16 protein-coding genes and 1 riboswitch are annotated in these 17,176 nt (G+C 51.6%); of the genes, 10 read left to right on the forward strand and 6 right to left on the reverse strand.

The annotated features are described in order from the left end of the window. Positions 1-398: 398 nt before the first annotated feature. On the reverse strand, positions 399-1,667 hold the full coding sequence (locus ACFO5U_RS14895; protein WP_377279869.1) for a dicarboxylate/amino acid:cation symporter: 1,269 nt from the start codon (positions 1,665-1,667) through the stop codon (positions 399-401). A 179-nt stretch (positions 1,668-1,846) separates the two neighbouring features. Here ACFO5U_RS14895 and ACFO5U_RS14900 point away from each other — a divergent pair, with 179 nt between their 5' ends. Both ACFO5U_RS14900 and ACFO5U_RS14905 read left to right on the forward strand, forming a co-directional pair. Beyond that, positions 1,847-2,731, forward strand: a complete 885-nt coding sequence (locus tag ACFO5U_RS14900) for a TIGR01777 family oxidoreductase (RefSeq protein ID WP_377279870.1) — start codon at positions 1,847-1,849, stop codon at positions 2,729-2,731. Between the two features lie 112 nt (positions 2,732-2,843). Beyond that, complete coding sequence (locus tag ACFO5U_RS14905) at positions 2,844-3,575, forward strand: nucleotidyltransferase domain-containing protein (RefSeq protein WP_377279871.1); 732 nt, start codon at positions 2,844-2,846, stop codon at positions 3,573-3,575. Positions 3,576-3,625: 50 nt separating this feature from the next. Here the strand turns inward: ACFO5U_RS14905 and ACFO5U_RS14910 are convergent, their stop codons facing one another. From ACFO5U_RS14910 to ACFO5U_RS14920, 3 genes are all read right to left on the reverse strand, one after another. Continuing rightward, positions 3,626-4,186, reverse strand: a complete 561-nt coding sequence (locus tag ACFO5U_RS14910) for a hypothetical protein (RefSeq protein ID WP_377279872.1) — start codon at positions 4,184-4,186, stop codon at positions 3,626-3,628. Between the two features lie 98 nt (positions 4,187-4,284). Next, entirely contained in the window at positions 4,285-4,713 is a 429-nt protein-coding gene (locus ACFO5U_RS14915) for a hypothetical protein (RefSeq protein ID WP_377279873.1), read from the reverse strand. A gap of 127 nt (positions 4,714-4,840) precedes the next feature. Next, complete coding sequence (locus ACFO5U_RS14920; RefSeq protein WP_377279874.1) at positions 4,841-5,695, reverse strand: CPBP family intramembrane glutamic endopeptidase; 855 nt, start codon at positions 5,693-5,695, stop codon at positions 4,841-4,843. 136 nt (positions 5,696-5,831) lie between these two features. Here ACFO5U_RS14920 and ACFO5U_RS14925 point away from each other — a divergent pair, with 136 nt between their 5' ends. Both ACFO5U_RS14925 and ACFO5U_RS14930 read left to right on the forward strand, forming a co-directional pair. Continuing rightward, the gene (locus ACFO5U_RS14925; RefSeq protein WP_377279875.1) at positions 5,832-7,814 is read left to right on the forward strand and encodes a penicillin-binding transpeptidase domain-containing protein; all 1,983 of its coding nucleotides are present in this window, start codon (positions 5,832-5,834) and stop codon (positions 7,812-7,814) included. 16 nt (positions 7,815-7,830) lie between these two features. After that, positions 7,831-8,775 carry an Abi family protein gene (locus tag ACFO5U_RS14930; protein ID WP_377279876.1) on the forward strand — a complete coding sequence of 315 codons (945 nt, stop codon included), beginning with the start codon at positions 7,831-7,833 and terminating at the stop codon, positions 8,773-8,775. Positions 8,776-9,113: 338 nt separating this feature from the next. On the opposite strand, the gene ACFO5U_RS14935 is transcribed toward ACFO5U_RS14930, so the two are convergent. Beyond that, a complete protein-coding gene (locus tag ACFO5U_RS14935) occupies positions 9,114-10,298 on the reverse strand; it encodes an MFS transporter (protein ID WP_377279877.1) in 1,185 nt (394 codons plus the stop codon). Between the two features lie 393 nt (positions 10,299-10,691). Further along, a riboswitch (purine riboswitch) is annotated at positions 10,692-10,791 on the reverse strand. A 155-nt stretch (positions 10,792-10,946) separates the two neighbouring features. Between ACFO5U_RS14935 and ACFO5U_RS14940 the strand changes: the two genes are divergently transcribed. The 4 genes from ACFO5U_RS14940 (at position 10,947) to ACFO5U_RS14955 (ending at position 13,140) form a co-directional block, all read left to right on the forward strand. Beyond that, positions 10,947-11,102, forward strand: a complete 156-nt coding sequence (locus ACFO5U_RS14940) for a hypothetical protein (protein ID WP_377279878.1) — start codon at positions 10,947-10,949, stop codon at positions 11,100-11,102. 56 nt (positions 11,103-11,158) lie between these two features. Then, the gene (locus ACFO5U_RS14945; RefSeq protein ID WP_377279879.1) at positions 11,159-11,344 is read left to right on the forward strand and encodes a hypothetical protein; all 186 of its coding nucleotides are present in this window, start codon (positions 11,159-11,161) and stop codon (positions 11,342-11,344) included. A gap of 105 nt (positions 11,345-11,449) precedes the next feature. Continuing rightward, entirely contained in the window at positions 11,450-12,133 is a 684-nt protein-coding gene (locus ACFO5U_RS14950; protein WP_377279880.1) for a response regulator transcription factor, read from the forward strand. A 2-nt stretch (positions 12,134-12,135) separates the two neighbouring features. Beyond that, a complete protein-coding gene (locus ACFO5U_RS14955; RefSeq protein ID WP_377279881.1) occupies positions 12,136-13,140 on the forward strand; it encodes a sensor histidine kinase in 1,005 nt (334 codons plus the stop codon). Between the two features lie 73 nt (positions 13,141-13,213). Here the strand turns inward: ACFO5U_RS14955 and ACFO5U_RS14960 are convergent, their stop codons facing one another. Continuing rightward, a complete protein-coding gene (locus tag ACFO5U_RS14960) occupies positions 13,214-13,444 on the reverse strand; it encodes a hypothetical protein (protein WP_377279882.1) in 231 nt (76 codons plus the stop codon). Between the two features lie 223 nt (positions 13,445-13,667). Between ACFO5U_RS14960 and ACFO5U_RS14965 the strand changes: the two genes are divergently transcribed. Continuing rightward, entirely contained in the window at positions 13,668-14,351 is a 684-nt protein-coding gene (locus ACFO5U_RS14965) for an ABC transporter ATP-binding protein (protein WP_377279883.1), read from the forward strand. After that, positions 14,348-16,933, forward strand: a complete 2,586-nt coding sequence (locus ACFO5U_RS14970; RefSeq protein WP_377279884.1) for an ABC transporter permease — start codon at positions 14,348-14,350, stop codon at positions 16,931-16,933. The genes ACFO5U_RS14965 and ACFO5U_RS14970 overlap by 4 nt, the downstream gene beginning before the upstream one ends. The last annotated feature ends 243 nt before the right edge of the window (positions 16,934-17,176 follow it).

The raw sequence follows: 17,176 nt of genomic DNA on the forward strand, positions 1-17,176 counted from the left end.
CGCTAGGCGGCTTTACATTTTCTTTGATTCTAAGCTGTTAAAGTTGTGCTTTCTTTGTAGGTTTCGTCCACAGGTTGGGAACTCACTTCCCTACTGAAATCATAATGAATAGTTAACGGGCTCACCTTGGGCATCAATTGTGTTAACAAAGAGATATCTTCATTTACTTAGTGTGAGGGAATGAAGAAAAATCCCGCAAATATAACTCTTGAGACGGAGCATAGGGCGGCGACGCCTGAGGGATCAGCGGGTTTGAGAGACCCCGTAGGAGCGCGTTTTTGGCGCGACGAGGAGGCTCGATTCCCGCCCCTAGGCAAGCGTCCGCCCGAAGCGCAGTCTCATAGCACAAAATATTTCCACAAAAAAAGCCACTCGACATCGCCGAGTGACTTTTTCCGTTATGCGCGTTCTGGTTGTTGCACGTAAACTTCTTCTACTTCTTCCAAGCCGTGCTTTTTCTCTGTTTCCGCGACCATCATGGCACAAGCCGCATCTCCGGAAATATTGATCGCTGTACGCGACATATCGAGTAAACGGTCGATACCGAGTACAAGTCCGATGCCTTCGACTGGCAATCCGACACTCGACAACACCATCGCCAGCATGATCAAGCCAACGCCTGGGACACCGGCTGTCCCGATACTCGCAAGAACCGCCGTCAAGACGACCGTCAATAGCTGTCCGACCGTCAAGTCGACCATGAATGCCTGGGCGATGAACATCGTCGCCGCCCCTTGCATGATTGCCGTGCCGTCCATATTGATCGTCGCGCCTAACGGCTGGACGAATGAACTGACAGACTTCGGTACTTTCAAATCACGCTGCGCCACTTCCATCGATACCGGAAGCGTGCCCGTGCTGCTCGATGTACTGAACGCAACGGTCATGGCAGGCAAGAAAGTTTTGAAAAACCAAATCGGGCTCTTTTTTGCGAAAAAGTAAACCGTACCGCCGTACGTAAACGCCGCATGAATCAACAATGCGCCGATAACGACTAGCATATACGAGCCCATCGCCTGAATGGCGGCGAGGCCTTGGGAGCCGATTGCTGTGGCAATCAAACCGAACGTGCCGTAAGGAGCAAAGCGCATGACGAGGCCGACGAGATACATCATCACATCATTGCCTTCTTCGACGATTTTCAAAATGCCTTTTGTCTTGTCGCCAAGCGCCGTTAAGGCAAGGCCGACAAATACCGCAAAGACGATGATCTGGAGCATATTGCCTTCGGTCATCGCTTCAAGCGGATTTTTTGGGATGATGTTTAGCAGCGTATCCGCGATTGTCGGCGCGTCATCCGGGCTGTACGTTGCCGCGTCGATATCAAAATCACCCGCTGCCCCCGGTTGGACGACAGCAGACAAGCCGAGCCCGATAGTGATAGCAATCGTTGTTGTCACCAAAAAATAACCGATCGTCTTGACACCGATGCGGCCGAGTTTCGCCGGATCGCCAAGACCCGCTGTTCCGAGCACGATCGATAAGAACACGAGCGGCACAACCAGCATGCTGATGAGTGCCAGGAAAATCTGGCCAAGCGGCACAAAGACGTATGGATTCAATACTGCGAATACGTCCGGTGCGAATAAATTCAAAAGAAGTCCTGTGAGCGCACCTAGTATCAAAGCGCTGATCACTTTAAACGTTAAGCCTTTCTTTTTCTTCAATCGGTCCACCCACTTTCTTTATTTTAGCAATTGCATAAAAATAAGTGTACTCGAAGAGCGCGAAAAGCAACAGTTTCAACAGACCCCTCTGCTTGGGAAGGGATTTCCTAAAAAACTGCAACTATTCCCATAGATGGGTCGTCTTAGATGATAGAATTACGGCGAAAAGAGGTAAAAATATGGGTAAGAAAGCAGTTATCGCAGGCGGCACAGGGTTTATCGGTTCGTATTTAAAAGAAAAATATGAACGCCTTGGTTACAGGGTTTATATCATATCGAGACAACACGGCGACATCCAGTGGAGCGATGAGCAAGGCATCCGTCGGGTTTTGGACGGAGCTAAGCTGCTAATCAATTTGGCCGGGAAATCGGTCAATTGCCGCTATACGGAAGCGAATAAACGTGAGATTTTCAATTCCCGCACCGTGACGACCGAAATACTCGGCCGTGCGATCGAACATTGCAGCCAGCCTCCCGAACTTTGGATCAACGCCAGTACGGCGACCATATACCGCCACGCCGAAGACCGTCCGATGACAGAAACGGACGGTGAGATCGGCCACGGATTTTCTGTCGAAGTCGCGAAAGCATGGGAACGCAGCTTGTTTTCATTCGAACTCCCGAACACGCGCCAAGTGGCGCTGCGCATCGCCATCGTGCTCGGGGATGGCGGAGTCATGGAGCCATACCGCAATCTCGTCAAATACCGTCTCAGCGGCAAGCAGGGCAACGGCCGCCAGATGTTCAGCTGGATCCACATCGAAGACTTGTACCGCATCATGCGTTTTATGCAGCACCGGGATGAACTCGAAGGCGTATTCAATGCCGCGGCCCCAGCACCTGTCACCAATAAAGAATGGATGAAGGCGCTGCGGGGGTCGATGAATCGCCGCGCGGGGCTGCCGGCAGCCAAATGGATGCTCCAAACAGGCGCGTTATTGCTGCGCACTGAGCCGGAACTGATCTTGAAAAGCCGCTGGGTGCTGCCCGAGCGATTGCAGAAGGAAGGCTTCCAGTTCCGCTACCCATTGCTGGGCTCGGCATTAGCCGATTTAAATAATTGATGTGTGCAGACATGCAGAAAATTGGCGTGTCTGTATTTTTATGCGCTTAATTGCTCAAGTTAGGGTATGCTAAGAGCATACATAGAAGAAAAAAGAGGCCGGGGGATAAAAAATGAAACAACGTTTAGAGCCGATCCACGCGGCAACCGTATTTGTCAAAACTAATTTCCGCCATTGCCGGGGCGCCTTGCTTGCAGGAAGTGTCGTGCGGGGGCAGGAAACCGCCACGTCGGATTTGGATATCGTCGTCTTTGATGAAACGCTATTGCATTCATACCGCGAATCAATCGTCGCATTCGGATGGCCAATCGAAGTGTTCGTCTATAATTTACACTCATACAAGCATTTTTTCGAAAATGACCGGAAAGCCGCTAAACCAAGCATGCCGCGCATGGTCAGTGAAGGAATCATCATAAAAGATACCGGCATCATGGAAGACATCCAACTAGAAGCAAAAGCGCTGCTTGAAGCAGGGCCGCAACAATGGACGGAGGATACGATCCGCACGAAGCGCTATTTTATCACCGACGTGCTGGATGACTTGCGCGGCAGCGAAGACCGGAGAGAGCGCATGTTTTGCGTCAATGCCCTTTCTGATTTGGTGAGTGAATTCATCTTGCGCACCGAACAGAAGTGGATCGGTTCGTCCAAATGGGTCATCCGCTCGCTGCAAGAACACGACCAACAACTCGCCGATGAATTTGTCGACGTGTTCGACCGCTTTTATAAAAACGACGAAACCGAGCCCGTCATCGCATTTGTCGACCGGATTTTACAACCATTCGGCGGCCGTCTGTTCGAAGGCTTCTCAATCGGAAAAACAGAAAGCGTGAAAAGTGAATGAAAAAGCCGTCAACCGCAGTGGAAATCTGCAAGTTGACGGCTTTTTTCTTATTAATACATCTCCAGTAAATGCAATTCCTGCCCGTTTCCGTCCAGCAGCTGCAGTTGGAGCGGGCGGTTTTCCGGTGCGTTTTCGGTGAACCAAACCGCTTTGCCAGTAAGTCCGGCTTCTGCCAATATGTCTTCCGGGAAGCGTTCATCGAGCAGCAATTGATCGGCAGGCATGCCGCCGATTTGGACGCTTCGGTCATTCGAAGGGTCGAACAAGCCGTAGATAAATCCGTCGCCGTTGCTCATATAGCTGTCGATGCGATCCGGGTCATTGAGCGAGGGAATCGAGCTTTCGCTTTTGGTTTCCAAGCGCCAGCCAGACCAGTTTTCGGTCGCTGTTGCAGCCCCGAAGCCGCTGCTGCCACGCATAAAGAAAAACAGCGCTTTTCCGTTCAACTCGTACACCGGCGTTAAGGTGATATTGTCGTGGCTCTCCGTCACCGCTAGTTCAGCCGATTCGGCGCTATCTGAAGTTTGCACGAGTGCGATGATCAAGACGGCCGCCACTATCAGGCCAATCAGCACGAGCATGCGCTTTTGAATGATATTTTTTAGGGTCATACAATTTCCCCTTCCGTTAAACGATGTTTCCATTATACGGCATTTACATCATCGCTGGGAAATGAAAAAATGCCTGGATTTTAAACCAGACATTTCCATCAATAATCTTTTTCCGTGAAGAACGTAATGACCGCAAACAAGGCGAACGCAATGAGCAAGATCGAGCCGCCGACGATAAAGTAAATGAGGACGAATGTGTCATTCATATTGAACGGGTTTAAATTATAAAACCACATGCCCGTCGTTAAGCCTATGGCGCCGACGAGTGACAGAATGCCGTGTGCCGTGACGAGCTTTTTGTATTTGATCGTATACAAACGGTAGAAAATGCCCCAGGCGAATACCGATAGCCAGCCGACGAGCAGGATATGTGCGTGGATCGGGCGTAAGGCGTAGTCCATCGTGCCGGCCATTTGCGAGCCCATGTACGTGCCGATAAAACCGAAGATGGCCGCTACTTGAATGAGGCGCAAACTCCATTTTTTCTCGAGCTTGTTGTTGAATTTCTTTTCTGTTGTGCTGTTCATGAAAATCCTCCTATAGCTTGGGGCAGCATAACAAAAACTGCATGCCCGGTTGATCGTATGTTCATCATAACGCGTCAATATAAACTGCATATGAACGGGACGTGACAGATCATCGACAATTTGGGCGTTAGCGGAAATCCTGATCAGCGACCGGCACATCCCTTGTGCGCTCGGCCATTTTTTCGCCCAGCCCTTTAGCGAGCCGGTAAATGATCCACGCCGTCAGCAGCGCACTGATGATCAGCACGATGACATTGGCCAATGCTTTGCTTTGGATATCCGCTGTGCTCGATACGAGGAACCAGTCAATGGCAGCAAACCAGCCGATCGGCACATACACCGACAAAGCGGCAAGGGCGTTATTGAACATGTGGAACAAAATCGGCAACAGCAAATTGCCGGTGCGCAAATACAGGAGCGATGCGATGATACCGAACAAAAACGAACCGACAAAGTCGAGATGCAACAAACCGAACAACAAGCTCGACAGCAAAATCCCGCCCCACATCGAAGTCTTCGCCGCAAAGCGCGTCAAGAATACGCCGCGGAACACGAACTCTTCGACGACCGGCGCGAGCACGACGAGGGTCAATAGCATGAACAATTCATAGCCGAGCCCGCCCGGCATCTCACCCGGTTCGAGCAATAGTTCCGCAAACCACGGGAACACCGGATACAGGATGGCCAGCTGAAGCCAAAACATCGTCAGTGAAAACGCGATCGACACGAGGACCATGCCGGCGATGCCGGGAAGCCACGTTTTGACGCCTTTGGTGGTGATCACTTCGCTGAACGACCAGTCGGGATTTTGGGTCCAATAATAATGAAAGAAAAAGTACGGCACGACAATATAAAAGGCAAGCTGCACCGCGATTTCCATTGTGACCGTGTCGGCCCCGATCAAGGTGAAGATGAGCGCAGTCGCGATGACGCCCAGTATGGAAAAAAGAATCAAATAACGCGATTTCATTTCGGTGAACATAAAGCGCCCTCCTTTTCTACTATCAAGTATACGGAAAAGACAGCGATTTGTTTCAATTGGAATGAAATTTCCGTATTGAAGGCAGCCGTTTAAGGGTAAGATGATAGAAAAGGTGATTGAGACGGAGGGATGCATTATGGGGAAAGGGAAGCTGTGGATAGCCGGATTCGGGGTCGTCATGCTCGCCGGTTGTACGGAAGAGGAAGCAGAGCCGGCGGTGCCGGAAGAGCCGCAAACGCAACAACAAGTGGCGTCGCCTGAGCCGCGAGCAGAGCAATTTGTCGAGCTGTGGCAAGCGGGCGAATACGAAACGCTGTACGAAGAATTTCTGACAGAGCGGGCACAACAAGCATACGGCGAGGAAACGTTCATCGACTGGCAAGAACAGCTTGAGGAGCAATTGGCGCTGTCGAACCGCCAAATCGATTGGGCACCGGCAAGCGAAGAGTGGCCAAGAGAACAGCCGGCGGATTTTCCGTTCACCATCACAATGGATAGCGTCGTGGGCGAAGTGGCCTTCGACAACACGATGAGTTTCGTTTACGAAGAAATCGACGGCGAAGGCCAATGGTTCGCGGAATGGGACCCATCGTTCATCTTGCCGAACTTGTCAAAAGGCGATAACATTTCCGTCCAAATCAGCGACACCGAACGCGGTGAAATCGTCGACCGCAACGGCCGCGTCGTCGCCGGCAATGCGGAAGCGTATGAAATCGGCGTCGTGCCGGGCAATTTCGACCGCCAAAACCAAACCGAGCGGCTCGCGGGCTTGCTCGATTTGACGCCTGAAGAAATTGACGCAGAACTCGACAAGCCATGGGTCCAGCCGCATTATTACGTGCCGCTCGGAACCATCCGCCCGGACCGCGACACGCTCAACCGGCTGTTCGCGATTCCTGGCACGAAACGGACCAAAGTGACAATGCGCGAATATCCGTACGGCGAATCGCTGGCGCATTTGACCGGCTATATCGCATCGATTACCGCCGAGCAACTCGAAGAACGCAGCGGCCAAGGCTATAGCCCGGACGCTGTCATTGGCCGTGAAGGTTTGGAAGCGTTATTCGAAAGCGAGTTGCGCGGCGACCGCGGCGGCAAAATCTTTATCGAGAAAACGAGTGTCAATGAAACGATCACCGCCATCGACAATTCAGCTGCAGCAGGAGAGACGATTGCGCTGACGATCGATGCCGACCTGCAGCGACAAGTATACCGTGAAATGGGGGGCGAGCCGGGCACTGCCGCGGCAATCGACCCTTATACCGGCGAGACGCATGTATTGGTCAGTTCACCAAGCTTCAACCCGAACGATTTTATTCCGGGCATTAAAGACAGCGTCTACCGTGCACTGGCGGACGACCCGGGCGAGCCGTTCTTTAACCGCTCCGCTGCGGCCTATCCGCCGTCACATATCATGCAGCCGATCACGGCAGCCGCTGCCGTGAAGCAAGGCACGCTTGACCCGAGCGAAGGCATCGACATTACCGGTGAGACGTGGCAGAAGTTCCCATCGTGGAATGATTTCCGCATCACGCGACCGAACCCCGGCGTCAGCAATCCGATCGACTTGGAAAAAGCGGTCGTCCATTCAGACAGCATTTATTTCGCCATCCAAGCGACCAATATGCCGGATGATTCGTTCCGCGAAGGCTTGAGCGAGCTTGGCTTCGGCCAGTCGTTCGATTACCCGCTGCCGCTTAGCGCGTCGCGCATTTCCGAAAACGGCGAGTTCGGATCGGAAGGCCAGCTTGCCAGTGCCGCAAACGGCGAAGGCCAAGTGCGGATGAACGTGCTGCACACCGCACTTTTGTACGGCACGTTTTTAGCGGACGGTGAAATGAAAAAACCGCTCCTGTTCACAGACGCTGAGCATGAAACCTTGAAACAAGACCTCGTCACTGCAGCACAAGCGGAATTGATGCGCAGCATTCTCGTTGAAGACGGGGCAGAAAACGGCCATGGCTATGCCGGGAAAACGGCAACGCTGCCGGTAGACGGCGAGGATATGGGCTGGTTCGCCGGGTATGACCCGAATGACGGCAATATGTCGATTGCGGTCATGATGGAAGACGAAAGCAATGTCTCAGGCGTCGTCGACCGGTTATTCGGCAATGACTAAACGGGGAGATGTGGACATGAAAAGTTTTGCGACCCACGACGAGCAGCTCGCTATTTTAAAAAGCCGCGGACTCCTTATCGACGATGAGGCGGCGGCGAAACGCGTCTTGTCGCGCGACAATTATTACGCGCTAATCGACGGCTATAAAGAGCCATTCCTTGAACGGGACGAACTGAAAAATCCATACGGCGAAGAGCTGTACGAACAGGGCAGCCGCTTCGGCCACATTCTGGCGCTTTATCAATTCGACCGTAAGCTGCGCATGCTTGTGCTCGGGGAATTGCTGAAGTTCGAACGCAGCATCAAGTCCAAGCTGGCATACCGTTTTTCCGAACGCTTTCCGGACGTCGACAGCTTTTTGGAAAGCGCCAACTATAGTGCGGACAAAGCGCATTTCCACGAACGCGACCGCATCACGGCGACCTTGAACAATTTGATCGAAAGCCATAAAAAGCGCCACCGCGTGCGCTATCCGGAACTCCGTGAGTTTTACGAGAAGCATAAGAACTTGCCGCTATGGGTGCTGGTCAATTTCCTGTCGCTCGGCCAGATCACCAATTTCTACACGGTCATCGACCAAGACTTACGCGCGCGTATCGCACAGGATTTTGCCGACGATACCGGCGTGCACGGCATTTCATTGAGCGCCAAGGAACTCGATGAGATCTTGTCGATCGCGTTCCCGTTCCGCAACAAGGCGGCGCACGAAGAAGTGCTGTATCCGTTCCGCTTGCGCTCGCCGCTCGAGCTTTCGAGACTAGAAAGCGAACTGCATCAAGACAAGGGCAGTGTCACAAACGGCACGACGGCGTCGCTCATCAAGCTATTGAAAGCCGTATCGCCGCCTGAAGAGTACGAAGCGTTCACGCGCGATTTGCTGGAGTTGATCCGCAGTCTTGAAGAAGCTTTGCCGGAAGGGCCGTACGTAAGAGTGATGAGTGAAGCGGGATTCCGTGAATAGGAAAAGAGCTGTCCCAGAAAGTCATGGAAAATGACATTTCGGGATAGCTCTTTTGTGTTTTTATAGTGATGGATGATGTCCATTTCAGCGGACGCTTTCTTGTCCATAGGAGTTCGCTATACTATTGCGTTTAAGCGTCAATTTAAGGACGTTGCTCCCACATCTGCTAGGCAGATGCGTCGCAAACGAATGTGCTCAGTTTCACTTCGCACATTCGTTCGCCGCTTCCACTCCCATCATCTAGTATGTGAAGTTATTAAAAAAGTCATCTGTGTCAATAAAGTTTATTTACTATAGCAGCTGCTTGTTTGTCCACAGGAGTTCTATACGTTATTTCATTACAGGCTTTCTGAGTTTTTATAACCACGGACGCTGCGCGAGATCACCGGCCGTGTCAGTGAGAACACTGCGCAGCCGAGTGCGATGAGTGCGACGGCTGCGCCGACCCAGGCAGTGCTCGTGACCGAACCGGTTTGCGTCAAAGTGAAGCCACCAATTGCGGAGCCTAGCGCGATACCGACTTGCAGCGCAGAGTTATTGAAGCTTTGCTGGATATCGGACGTTTCGGGATCTGTTTCGATCAAATAGCTTTGCTGCGGTGGGGCGAGTGCCCAGCTGAGCGCGGCCCAAACGACCATGACCGGCAAGAATACGAACAGTGAGAAGGTCGTAAACGGCAGCAAGAACAAAGCGGTTGCAAACGCCGAGATGACGATCACGATGCTTTTTTTCGAACCGATCGCATCCGACATCGTGCCGCCGATTGCACCGCCGCTCACTGCCGCGATGCCGAAGATGAGGTAACACAGGCTGACCCAGAAAGGATTGAGTTGCATGGTCGTCTCAAGAAACGGCGTGAAATACGCGTATACCGTATAATGTCCCGCCAGCATAAACATCGTCGCCAGATGCGCCGTACCGATTTTGGAACTGGCCACCGCTTTGACTTGCTGCTTGAGCGGTACCGGTGTGCCTCCTGGAATCGGCTGGATATAGAGCGCGATCAAGATCATCGACCCGACCGACAACGCGGCGATGGCGAGGAAGATGACGCGCCAGCCGAATGCATCGGCGATCAAAATGCCAAGCGGCACGCCGAGCACGAGCGACGAACTGATGCCCATAAAGATCAGGCCGATTGCTTTCGCGCGGTAAGGCGGCTCAACGATTTTTGCAGCGATTGTCAAGGACAACACGACAATGAGTGCCGTGCTCGCGGCCGTAATGATGCGCGCGATGACCATCCACGTGAAGTCAGGGCTGAAGAAGGTCATGATATTGCCGAGGAAAAAGATGAACAAGGAAATCAAATATACTTTCTTACGTTCAAACCGGCTGGTCGCTACCAATAAGACCGGCCCGGCGATTGCGTAAATCAAGGCGAACAACGTGATCAATTGACCGGCTGCGCTTAACGAGACCCCAAATTCTTCGGCGATGGTCGGCAAGATGCCGCCAACGATCAATTCCACAAGCCCGACCGCAACCGTCGCGAGGGCTAAAATATACACTTTCAAATTCATAACAATACGCTTCCTTTCGTTTATAAAACTTTAACTGGTGAAATACATTTTTAATGAATGCTTGCTATGGAGTCGATTTGATCACTATAGCTATTAGCGAATAAGATATGGAGCAAAACTGCGGAGACTCCCGCGGGAAAGCGAGACAGCCGAGACCCCGGAAGAAGCGAAGCTTCTGAGGAGGCTTGGCGCTCGCCCGCAGGAAATGAATTAGCGAAGGGTTAGCTGAGCTAATTCATTTGCGACGCATTTACGCAGTAAATGTGGGAGCAAGGGTTTCGCAGCGGTTTTGCGGAATGTCGGCTGAAGAGGAGATTCCACTTAGAAACGACCGTCTAGATTAGAAAGCCTTTAGCAAAAATCTCAGAAAACAAAAAAATCCTGATTACAGAAAACGAAAGATTCGCTTTCTGTAATCAGGATTTTGCGGTTCCTGGTAGAGACCCTTAAGCCGTATTCTTAAGGTTATACAGAGGGTAATACATATAGATATTGCTTTTCAAATAGCTTACTACAGGAGTTTACGAAGTGCAAGCTTAAATTCGACGGACGTCAGACCTCTTGTGCGACATGAAACTTTTTCCAAGTCCAAGCGTAGAATAACACAATAGCGAGTAGCATCGAATCCAACAAAAAAGGGGTGTGACGATGAAGAGTATCGGAATAACCTTTCTCATCATGAGCGTTGTTTTTTGGGTCATCAGCCTGACTAGTGACCAAGCGCCGATATTGGGCATCGTCTTCATGACTATCGGGATTACGTATTTCCTCATGCAAGATGAACAAGAAAATGAAGAACAATGAAACAAGAGTCTCTAACAGCGGTTCAACTATACTATCAGAACGGGGAGCGAAACGACATGGACTTAGCAATCATCTTTTCGTTAATCATCATGCTTGTAGGCATTTATCTGGTGACACTTGGCATTTGGGAATTAAGGCTGGGCCATGACAGAAGCAAGTATATGCTGTATACATTTTCAGGCTTGTTTTTGATTTTCATTTTGCCTTCACTACTTACTGGAGGAGCTTTCTTTTTCGTTTGAGTCATCTGTAATAACTAGTCAATGAAACCGAAAGCCTGTATCGTAGATGATAACAAATCTACCGGTACAGGCTTTTTTCATTTCAAAAAAGATAGGGGAATACAGATGAACATACTCGTAGTCGAAGACGACCGGACCATCGCTTCCGGCCTGACATATTCTCTCGAACAAGAAGGCTTTACGACCTTACTCTGTCATACCGCCAAAGACGCCACGGCGGCGATCGAGCAACAGCTCGGCACAATCGATCTCTGCTTATTCGATCTGTCCTTGCCAGACGGCAGCGGCTATGACTTATGTGCGCTGGTGAAAAAGAAACGCGACATCCCGGTCATTTTCCTGACGGCGTTTGATGACGAAGTGAATGTCGTCATGGGGCTCGACATGGGAGCGGACGATTACATCACCAAGCCGTTCCGCGTGCGTGAACTGCTGTCGCGCATCAATTCCGTGCTGCGCCGCTACCAGCGCCAGACCCAGCCGAAAACGGTCGTCGAACTCGGAGACGTACACATCAATACATCCGACGGGAAAGTCCATAAAGCGGGCACTGAAATTCTCCTCACAGCGCTTGAATACCGCCTGTTGCTCATTTTCGCCAATCACTTAGGCCAAGTGCTGACGAGAGCTCAATTGCTCGACCGCATCTGGGACGTCGGCGGCGATTTCGTCAACGACAACACCTTGACCGTCTATATCAAACGGTTGCGCGAGAAATTAGAAGACGATCCGGTGCGCCCGGAACTCATCAAAACGGTCCGCGGCATGGGCTATAAGGCGGGTGAGTGACGATGCTGCGCAACCGTGAAATCCGCTTGTTGCTCGTCATACTCATCTCGATCAGCGCACTCGGCACGATTCTCTCAACGATTTTCGTTTCCACTACGGCCGCGTGGTTCGTGCTCGGCGTATCGCTACTGCTCAGTGCCACAGCCATTGCTTTCACCTGGTGGCGCTACCGGGAAATCGAGCGTTTGTCCGGCTTCCTGCAAAAAATCAGCAGCGGCGATTTCCAGCTCGATGTGCGCGACAACCGGGAAGGCGAGTTGAGCCTCCTCAAAACCCAAATCTACAAAGTGACGAAGATGCTGTCGGAACACGGTGCGCTGCTTAGTGAAGACAAAGGCAAACTGACGAACGCCATTTCGGATATCTCCCATCAATTAAAAACGCCGCTCACCTCAATGATGGTCATGGCGGATCTGCTTCGCGACAGCGAGTTGAGTGATGCGAAACGCAGTGAATTCATCCGCAATCTCCACACACAACTCGAGCGCATGGACTGGCTCGTGTCGTCGCTCTTGAAACTGTCGAAAATCGACGCCGGCACGATTTATTTCAAACAAGACCGGGTGTCCGTCCGCTCGCTCATCGACAAAGCAATCGAACCGCTGCTCATTCCGATGGACATCAAAATGCAGGAGCTTCACATTGAAGGCGATCAAGACGCGACGTTTACAGGGGATTTCAATTGGACAGCCGAAGCACTCATCAATATTTTGAAAAACTGCGTCGAACATACCGGTGAGGGCGGAGGCTTGACCATCCGTTACGGCGAAAACGCGCTGTACACCGACATCCACATCGAAGACAACGGCAGCGGCATTTCCAGAAAAGATATGCCATATATTTTCAAGCGCTTTTATAAAGGCGAAAACGCCGGAGACGACTCGGTAGGCATCGGCCTCGCGATGGCCTATAGCATCATCACGAGCCAAAGCGGCGATATCGAAGTCGCAAGCACACCGGGTGAAGGCACCCGTTTCCATATCAAATTCTACAAGCAGGTGATCTAGCGCCTGCTTTTTTCTGTGGAATGAAAAAACAGCAACTCCGCCTCAACGGAATTGCTGCTATGCATAATTCAATTCATCCTGAATAATGATGGAACGACCAAACGACGAGCGCCATGCTGATGACTCCCCAAAGCGTCACACCGTAAATCCACCGAACCATCGACTTGGCATCCTTGGAGCTTTCCTCGCTTTCCCCGTTTTCGGTAATGAAAGCGAGCTTGTTTTCCATGCCTTTCTTCATCGAAATAAGCACCACAAACCCTATGCTAATGAACCCGATCGTCACCCAAAGCAATAAGTCCACCTGAAAGACCTCCTCTTTTGGCAAAGTATTTCACAAATCCAAACCCATATAAGATGGTCTTAGTATAACATGTACATAGATAAATGGAATTAAATATCCAAATCCAATGCAACGCCGAGCGGCAAAATTCCTTAAGTGACTAGACTGTCACCTAAGAGTCACCGGGCAGTCATCATGCGCCGTTATAGTAAAGTCAGACAGTAACCAAACGGAGGGTACACTCATGACAATCATGGAAGTAAAAAACTTATCAAAAGTATACGGCAAGGACGAAATGGCCGTCACCGCACTTGACGACGTGTCATTTAGCGTCAACAAAGGCGAGTTCATCTGCATCATCGGGCCATCGGGTTCCGGAAAATCGACTTTGCTCCACTTGCTCGGCGGCGTCGACCGCCCGAGTAGCGGCAATGTGTCAATTGACGGCACCGACATCTACCATTTAGACGAAACGCAGCTGGCGATTTTCCGCCGCCGCCAAATCGGCTTGATCTACCAGTTCTACAACTTGATCCCGATTTTGACGGTCGAGGAAAACATCACTTTGCCGATGCTGCTCGACGAACAACGCGTCGATAAACACCAATTCCGTAAAATCACCGATACGCTCGGACTCGACAAAAGGCTCGACCATTTGCCGAACCAATTATCCGGCGGCCAGCAACAGCGTGTGTCGATCGGTCGCGCGCTCGTCAGCAACCCCGCAATCATGCTCGCGGATGAGCCGACCGGAAACTTGGACAGCAAAAACAGCGAGGAAATCATGGAGCTCCTCAAGATGTTCAACAAAACCTTCAAGCAGACTTTAATCGTCATCACGCACGATGAGCGCATCGCGTTGCAAGCCGACCGCGTCATCTCGATCGAGGATGGCAAAATTGCCAAAGATGAGGTCATCCGGTCATGAACATCGTCAATAAAGTCACCGTCCGTCACTTGAAGCAGAACAAACGGCGCTCGCTCGTCACCATTATCGGCGCCATCATTTCCGTCGCCATGATCACCGCGGTCGCAACGCTCGGTGTGTCGTTTCTCGATCTATTGATCCGGGAAGATATCGAAGAAAACGGCGAATGGCACATCCAGTACGAAGACGCGACCGCCCAGCAGCTCGAAGCAATCGCGCAAGATGACAACACCGAACAGCTCATCGTCACAAGCGACGGCTTTGCCGCTTTCGACAACGCCAAAAATGACAACAAACGCTATCTCTATTTTCGCAACTTCGAAGCGCAAGGCATGGATCATTTCCCACTTGCGCTCACAGAAGGGCGCTTGCCTGAAAACGCCAATGAAGTGGTCATCTCGGAAACTTTGAACAATAATTCCGAGGAGACGTACGGAGTCGGCGATACTTTGACTGCCGGCATCGGCGAACGCATGCACACTCTTGAGGGCAGCAAGCTCTCGGAATATGACCCTATTCAGTTTGGCGAAGGCGATACGATCAACGAAGAATTGGTCGATGTAGAAGAGCAGTCTTTCGACATCGTCGGCATCATCGAACGGCCGGGCTGGGAAGTGTCCTGGCTGCCGATGGTGAGCGTGGTCGGGTTTACCGACACGGCCACCGCAGCGGCGGAAGAGACCTTCGACGGTTATGTCGTCGCCTCGAAAATCAACAACGATCTATTCGCCGATGCCAACGCATTCGCCAAAGAACAAGGCATCGGCACGGTCGATTTCAATTCGGATCTCCTGCGTCTATACGGCGCGACCCAGAACGATAATTTGCGGACGACCTTGTTCTCGCTCGCCGGCATCATTATGGGCATTGTCGTCATCGGTTCGGTGGCACTCATCTACAACGCGTTCGCCATCAGTGTTTCCGAACGCGCGCGCCACCTCGGCATGCTTGCAAGCGTCGGGGCGACGAAACGGCAGAAACGCAATTCGGTGTTTTTCGAAGGGGCCATCATCGGCGCCATCAGCATCCCGCTCGGCATACTCGCAGGTCTCGGCGGCATTTTGGTGACGTTCCAGTTCATCAATACGTTCTTACAAGGGGCGCTCAATGTCGAGCAGCAGCTGGAAGTCGTCGTCACCCCGATGATGCTCGTCGTGGCGATCGGCGTCTCGGCACTCACGATTCTGATTTCGACTTATGTGCCGGCACAAAAAGCATCGAAGATTTCCGCCATCGACGCCATCCGCCAAACGCAAGACATCAAACTGACCGGTAAAGCCGTGAAGACTTCGAAATGGGTGCGCAAGCTGTTTGGCTTAGAAGCGGAAATCGGCTTGAAAAACTTGAAACGCAACCGCAAGCGCTATTTGGCGACGGTGTTTTCACTGGTCATTTCGATCGTCTTGTTCTTGTCGGTGACTTATTTCACCAATAACTTGAAAACTTCGCTAGCCATGACGCAAAGCGATCTGCAATACGATATCCAACTGTATAGCGGCGAACTGAACGAAGACAGCCTCGCGCAATACGCAAGCCTTCCGGATGTCACTGAGGCCGGCTTGATGCGTCAGGCAGCAGGCGAAGCACACATCGCACAAGATCGCTTGCCGGAAGCGTTACTTGAAGAAATCGAACGGGGCGACACGATGCTCGTGGACGACCGCTACCGTTATTACGTGTCGGTTTATGCGATGGACAGTGAAAACTTCAAGCAATACGCGGAACAAATCGGTGTCGATCCAGCCGGTTTCGGCCAGGAAACGCCGCGTGCCATTCTCATTGACGAAGTGGTCTATGAAGACGGCATGTCCGCGACTCTCAAAGAATCAAAGACCGTCAAAGTGGAGGCCGGCGAAACGATAGAACTTCTCGGCAGCTCCATTAATGAAATGGGCGAGGAGATCGAACCGGAAGTGCTCGCCAATGTCGAAATCGCCGCACTGACGAACGAAACGCCAGCCGGTGTCTCCACTTCCTATCTCGGCAACTTGGATTTGATCGTGCCGATGGATGCGCTCGATGAACTCGGCTTTATCGCTGAGGAAACGTATCCGTCCATCACGCTTTCGACAAGCGACCCGATGAAAACAGAAGCCGAGATTCTGGAAATCAACGAAGCGGGGATCGACATTTCGAACGTCTTCCAGCGGCGCCAGCAAGAAGAACAACTGGTCTTGCTCATGCAAGTGTTCACGTATGGATTCATTACGCTCATCTCGCTCATTTCCATCGCGAACATCTTCAACACCATCTCGACGAGCATTCAACTGCGCAAACGCGAATTCGCCATGCTGCGCTCGGTCGGCATGACACCAAAAGGCTTCAATAAAATGATCCGCTACGAAAGCCTGTTCTACGGCGTCAAAGCACTGGCGTACGGCTTGCCGATCAGTTTCGCGGCGATGGTTGCCATGCATTTCGCACTCGGACAGACCTTCGATTACGGATTCATCGTCCCGTGGGGAAGCGTTGCCTTTGTTATCGTCGTCATTTTCTTGATTGTCGGTGCGGCGATGCTGTACTCGATTGCGAAGATCAAGAATGACAATATTATTGAGAGTTTGAAACAGGAAAATGCATAACAAAAATGCGCACAGCAACGGGCTGTGCGCGTTTTTTTGTAGAGGAAGTTGCGTTCCGTTTCAGCCGGACGCTTTCAGGCCCACAGGATGTGGGTCATGCAGCTGGCGCGACAGGACGTCGCGTTGCTAGCTGCCAGGACACAGTCGTTTGCAGGGTCTTCGGCTCGTGTCGCTCCCTCGCTTTGCTCTGTCACTGCTTCCTTAGGAGTCGCTGGCTTCCACTCCACTTTATGTAGTGAACGC

The organism is Planococcus dechangensis (genome assembly GCF_042654465.1).
GTDB lineage: Bacteria > Bacillota > Bacilli > Bacillales_A > Planococcaceae > Planococcus > Planococcus dechangensis.

What these genes read in the sequence shown, in the direction of transcription:
- ACFO5U_RS14945 (WP_377279879.1), top strand. Translation starts at nt 11,159, where the DNA reads ATGGACTTAGCAATCATCTTTTCGTTAATCATCATGCTTGTAGGCATT.
- ACFO5U_RS14940 (WP_377279878.1), top strand. Translation starts at nt 10,947, where the DNA reads ATGAAGAGTATCGGAATAACCTTTCTCATCATGAGCGTTGTTTTTTGG.
- ACFO5U_RS14915 (WP_377279873.1), bottom strand. Translation starts at nt 4,713, where the DNA reads ATGAACAGCACAACAGAAAAGAAATTCAACAACAAGCTCGAGAAAAAA.
- ACFO5U_RS14900 (WP_377279870.1), top strand. Translation starts at nt 1,847, where the DNA reads ATGGGTAAGAAAGCAGTTATCGCAGGCGGCACAGGGTTTATCGGTTCG.
- ACFO5U_RS14925 (WP_377279875.1), top strand. Translation starts at nt 5,832, where the DNA reads ATGGGGAAAGGGAAGCTGTGGATAGCCGGATTCGGGGTCGTCATGCTC.
- ACFO5U_RS14930 (WP_377279876.1), top strand. Translation starts at nt 7,831, where the DNA reads ATGAAAAGTTTTGCGACCCACGACGAGCAGCTCGCTATTTTAAAAAGC.
- ACFO5U_RS14955 (WP_377279881.1), top strand. Translation starts at nt 12,136, where the DNA reads ATGCTGCGCAACCGTGAAATCCGCTTGTTGCTCGTCATACTCATCTCG.
- ACFO5U_RS14950 (WP_377279880.1), top strand. Translation starts at nt 11,450, where the DNA reads ATGAACATACTCGTAGTCGAAGACGACCGGACCATCGCTTCCGGCCTG.
- ACFO5U_RS14965 (WP_377279883.1), top strand. Translation starts at nt 13,668, where the DNA reads ATGACAATCATGGAAGTAAAAAACTTATCAAAAGTATACGGCAAGGAC.
- ACFO5U_RS14935 (WP_377279877.1), bottom strand. Translation starts at nt 10,298, where the DNA reads ATGAATTTGAAAGTGTATATTTTAGCCCTCGCGACGGTTGCGGTCGGG.
- ACFO5U_RS14970 (WP_377279884.1), top strand. Translation starts at nt 14,348, where the DNA reads ATGAACATCGTCAATAAAGTCACCGTCCGTCACTTGAAGCAGAACAAA.
- ACFO5U_RS14910 (WP_377279872.1), bottom strand. Translation starts at nt 4,186, where the DNA reads ATGACCCTAAAAAATATCATTCAAAAGCGCATGCTCGTGCTGATTGGC.
- ACFO5U_RS14905 (WP_377279871.1), top strand. Translation starts at nt 2,844, where the DNA reads ATGAAACAACGTTTAGAGCCGATCCACGCGGCAACCGTATTTGTCAAA.
- ACFO5U_RS14920 (WP_377279874.1), bottom strand. Translation starts at nt 5,695, where the DNA reads ATGTTCACCGAAATGAAATCGCGTTATTTGATTCTTTTTTCCATACTG.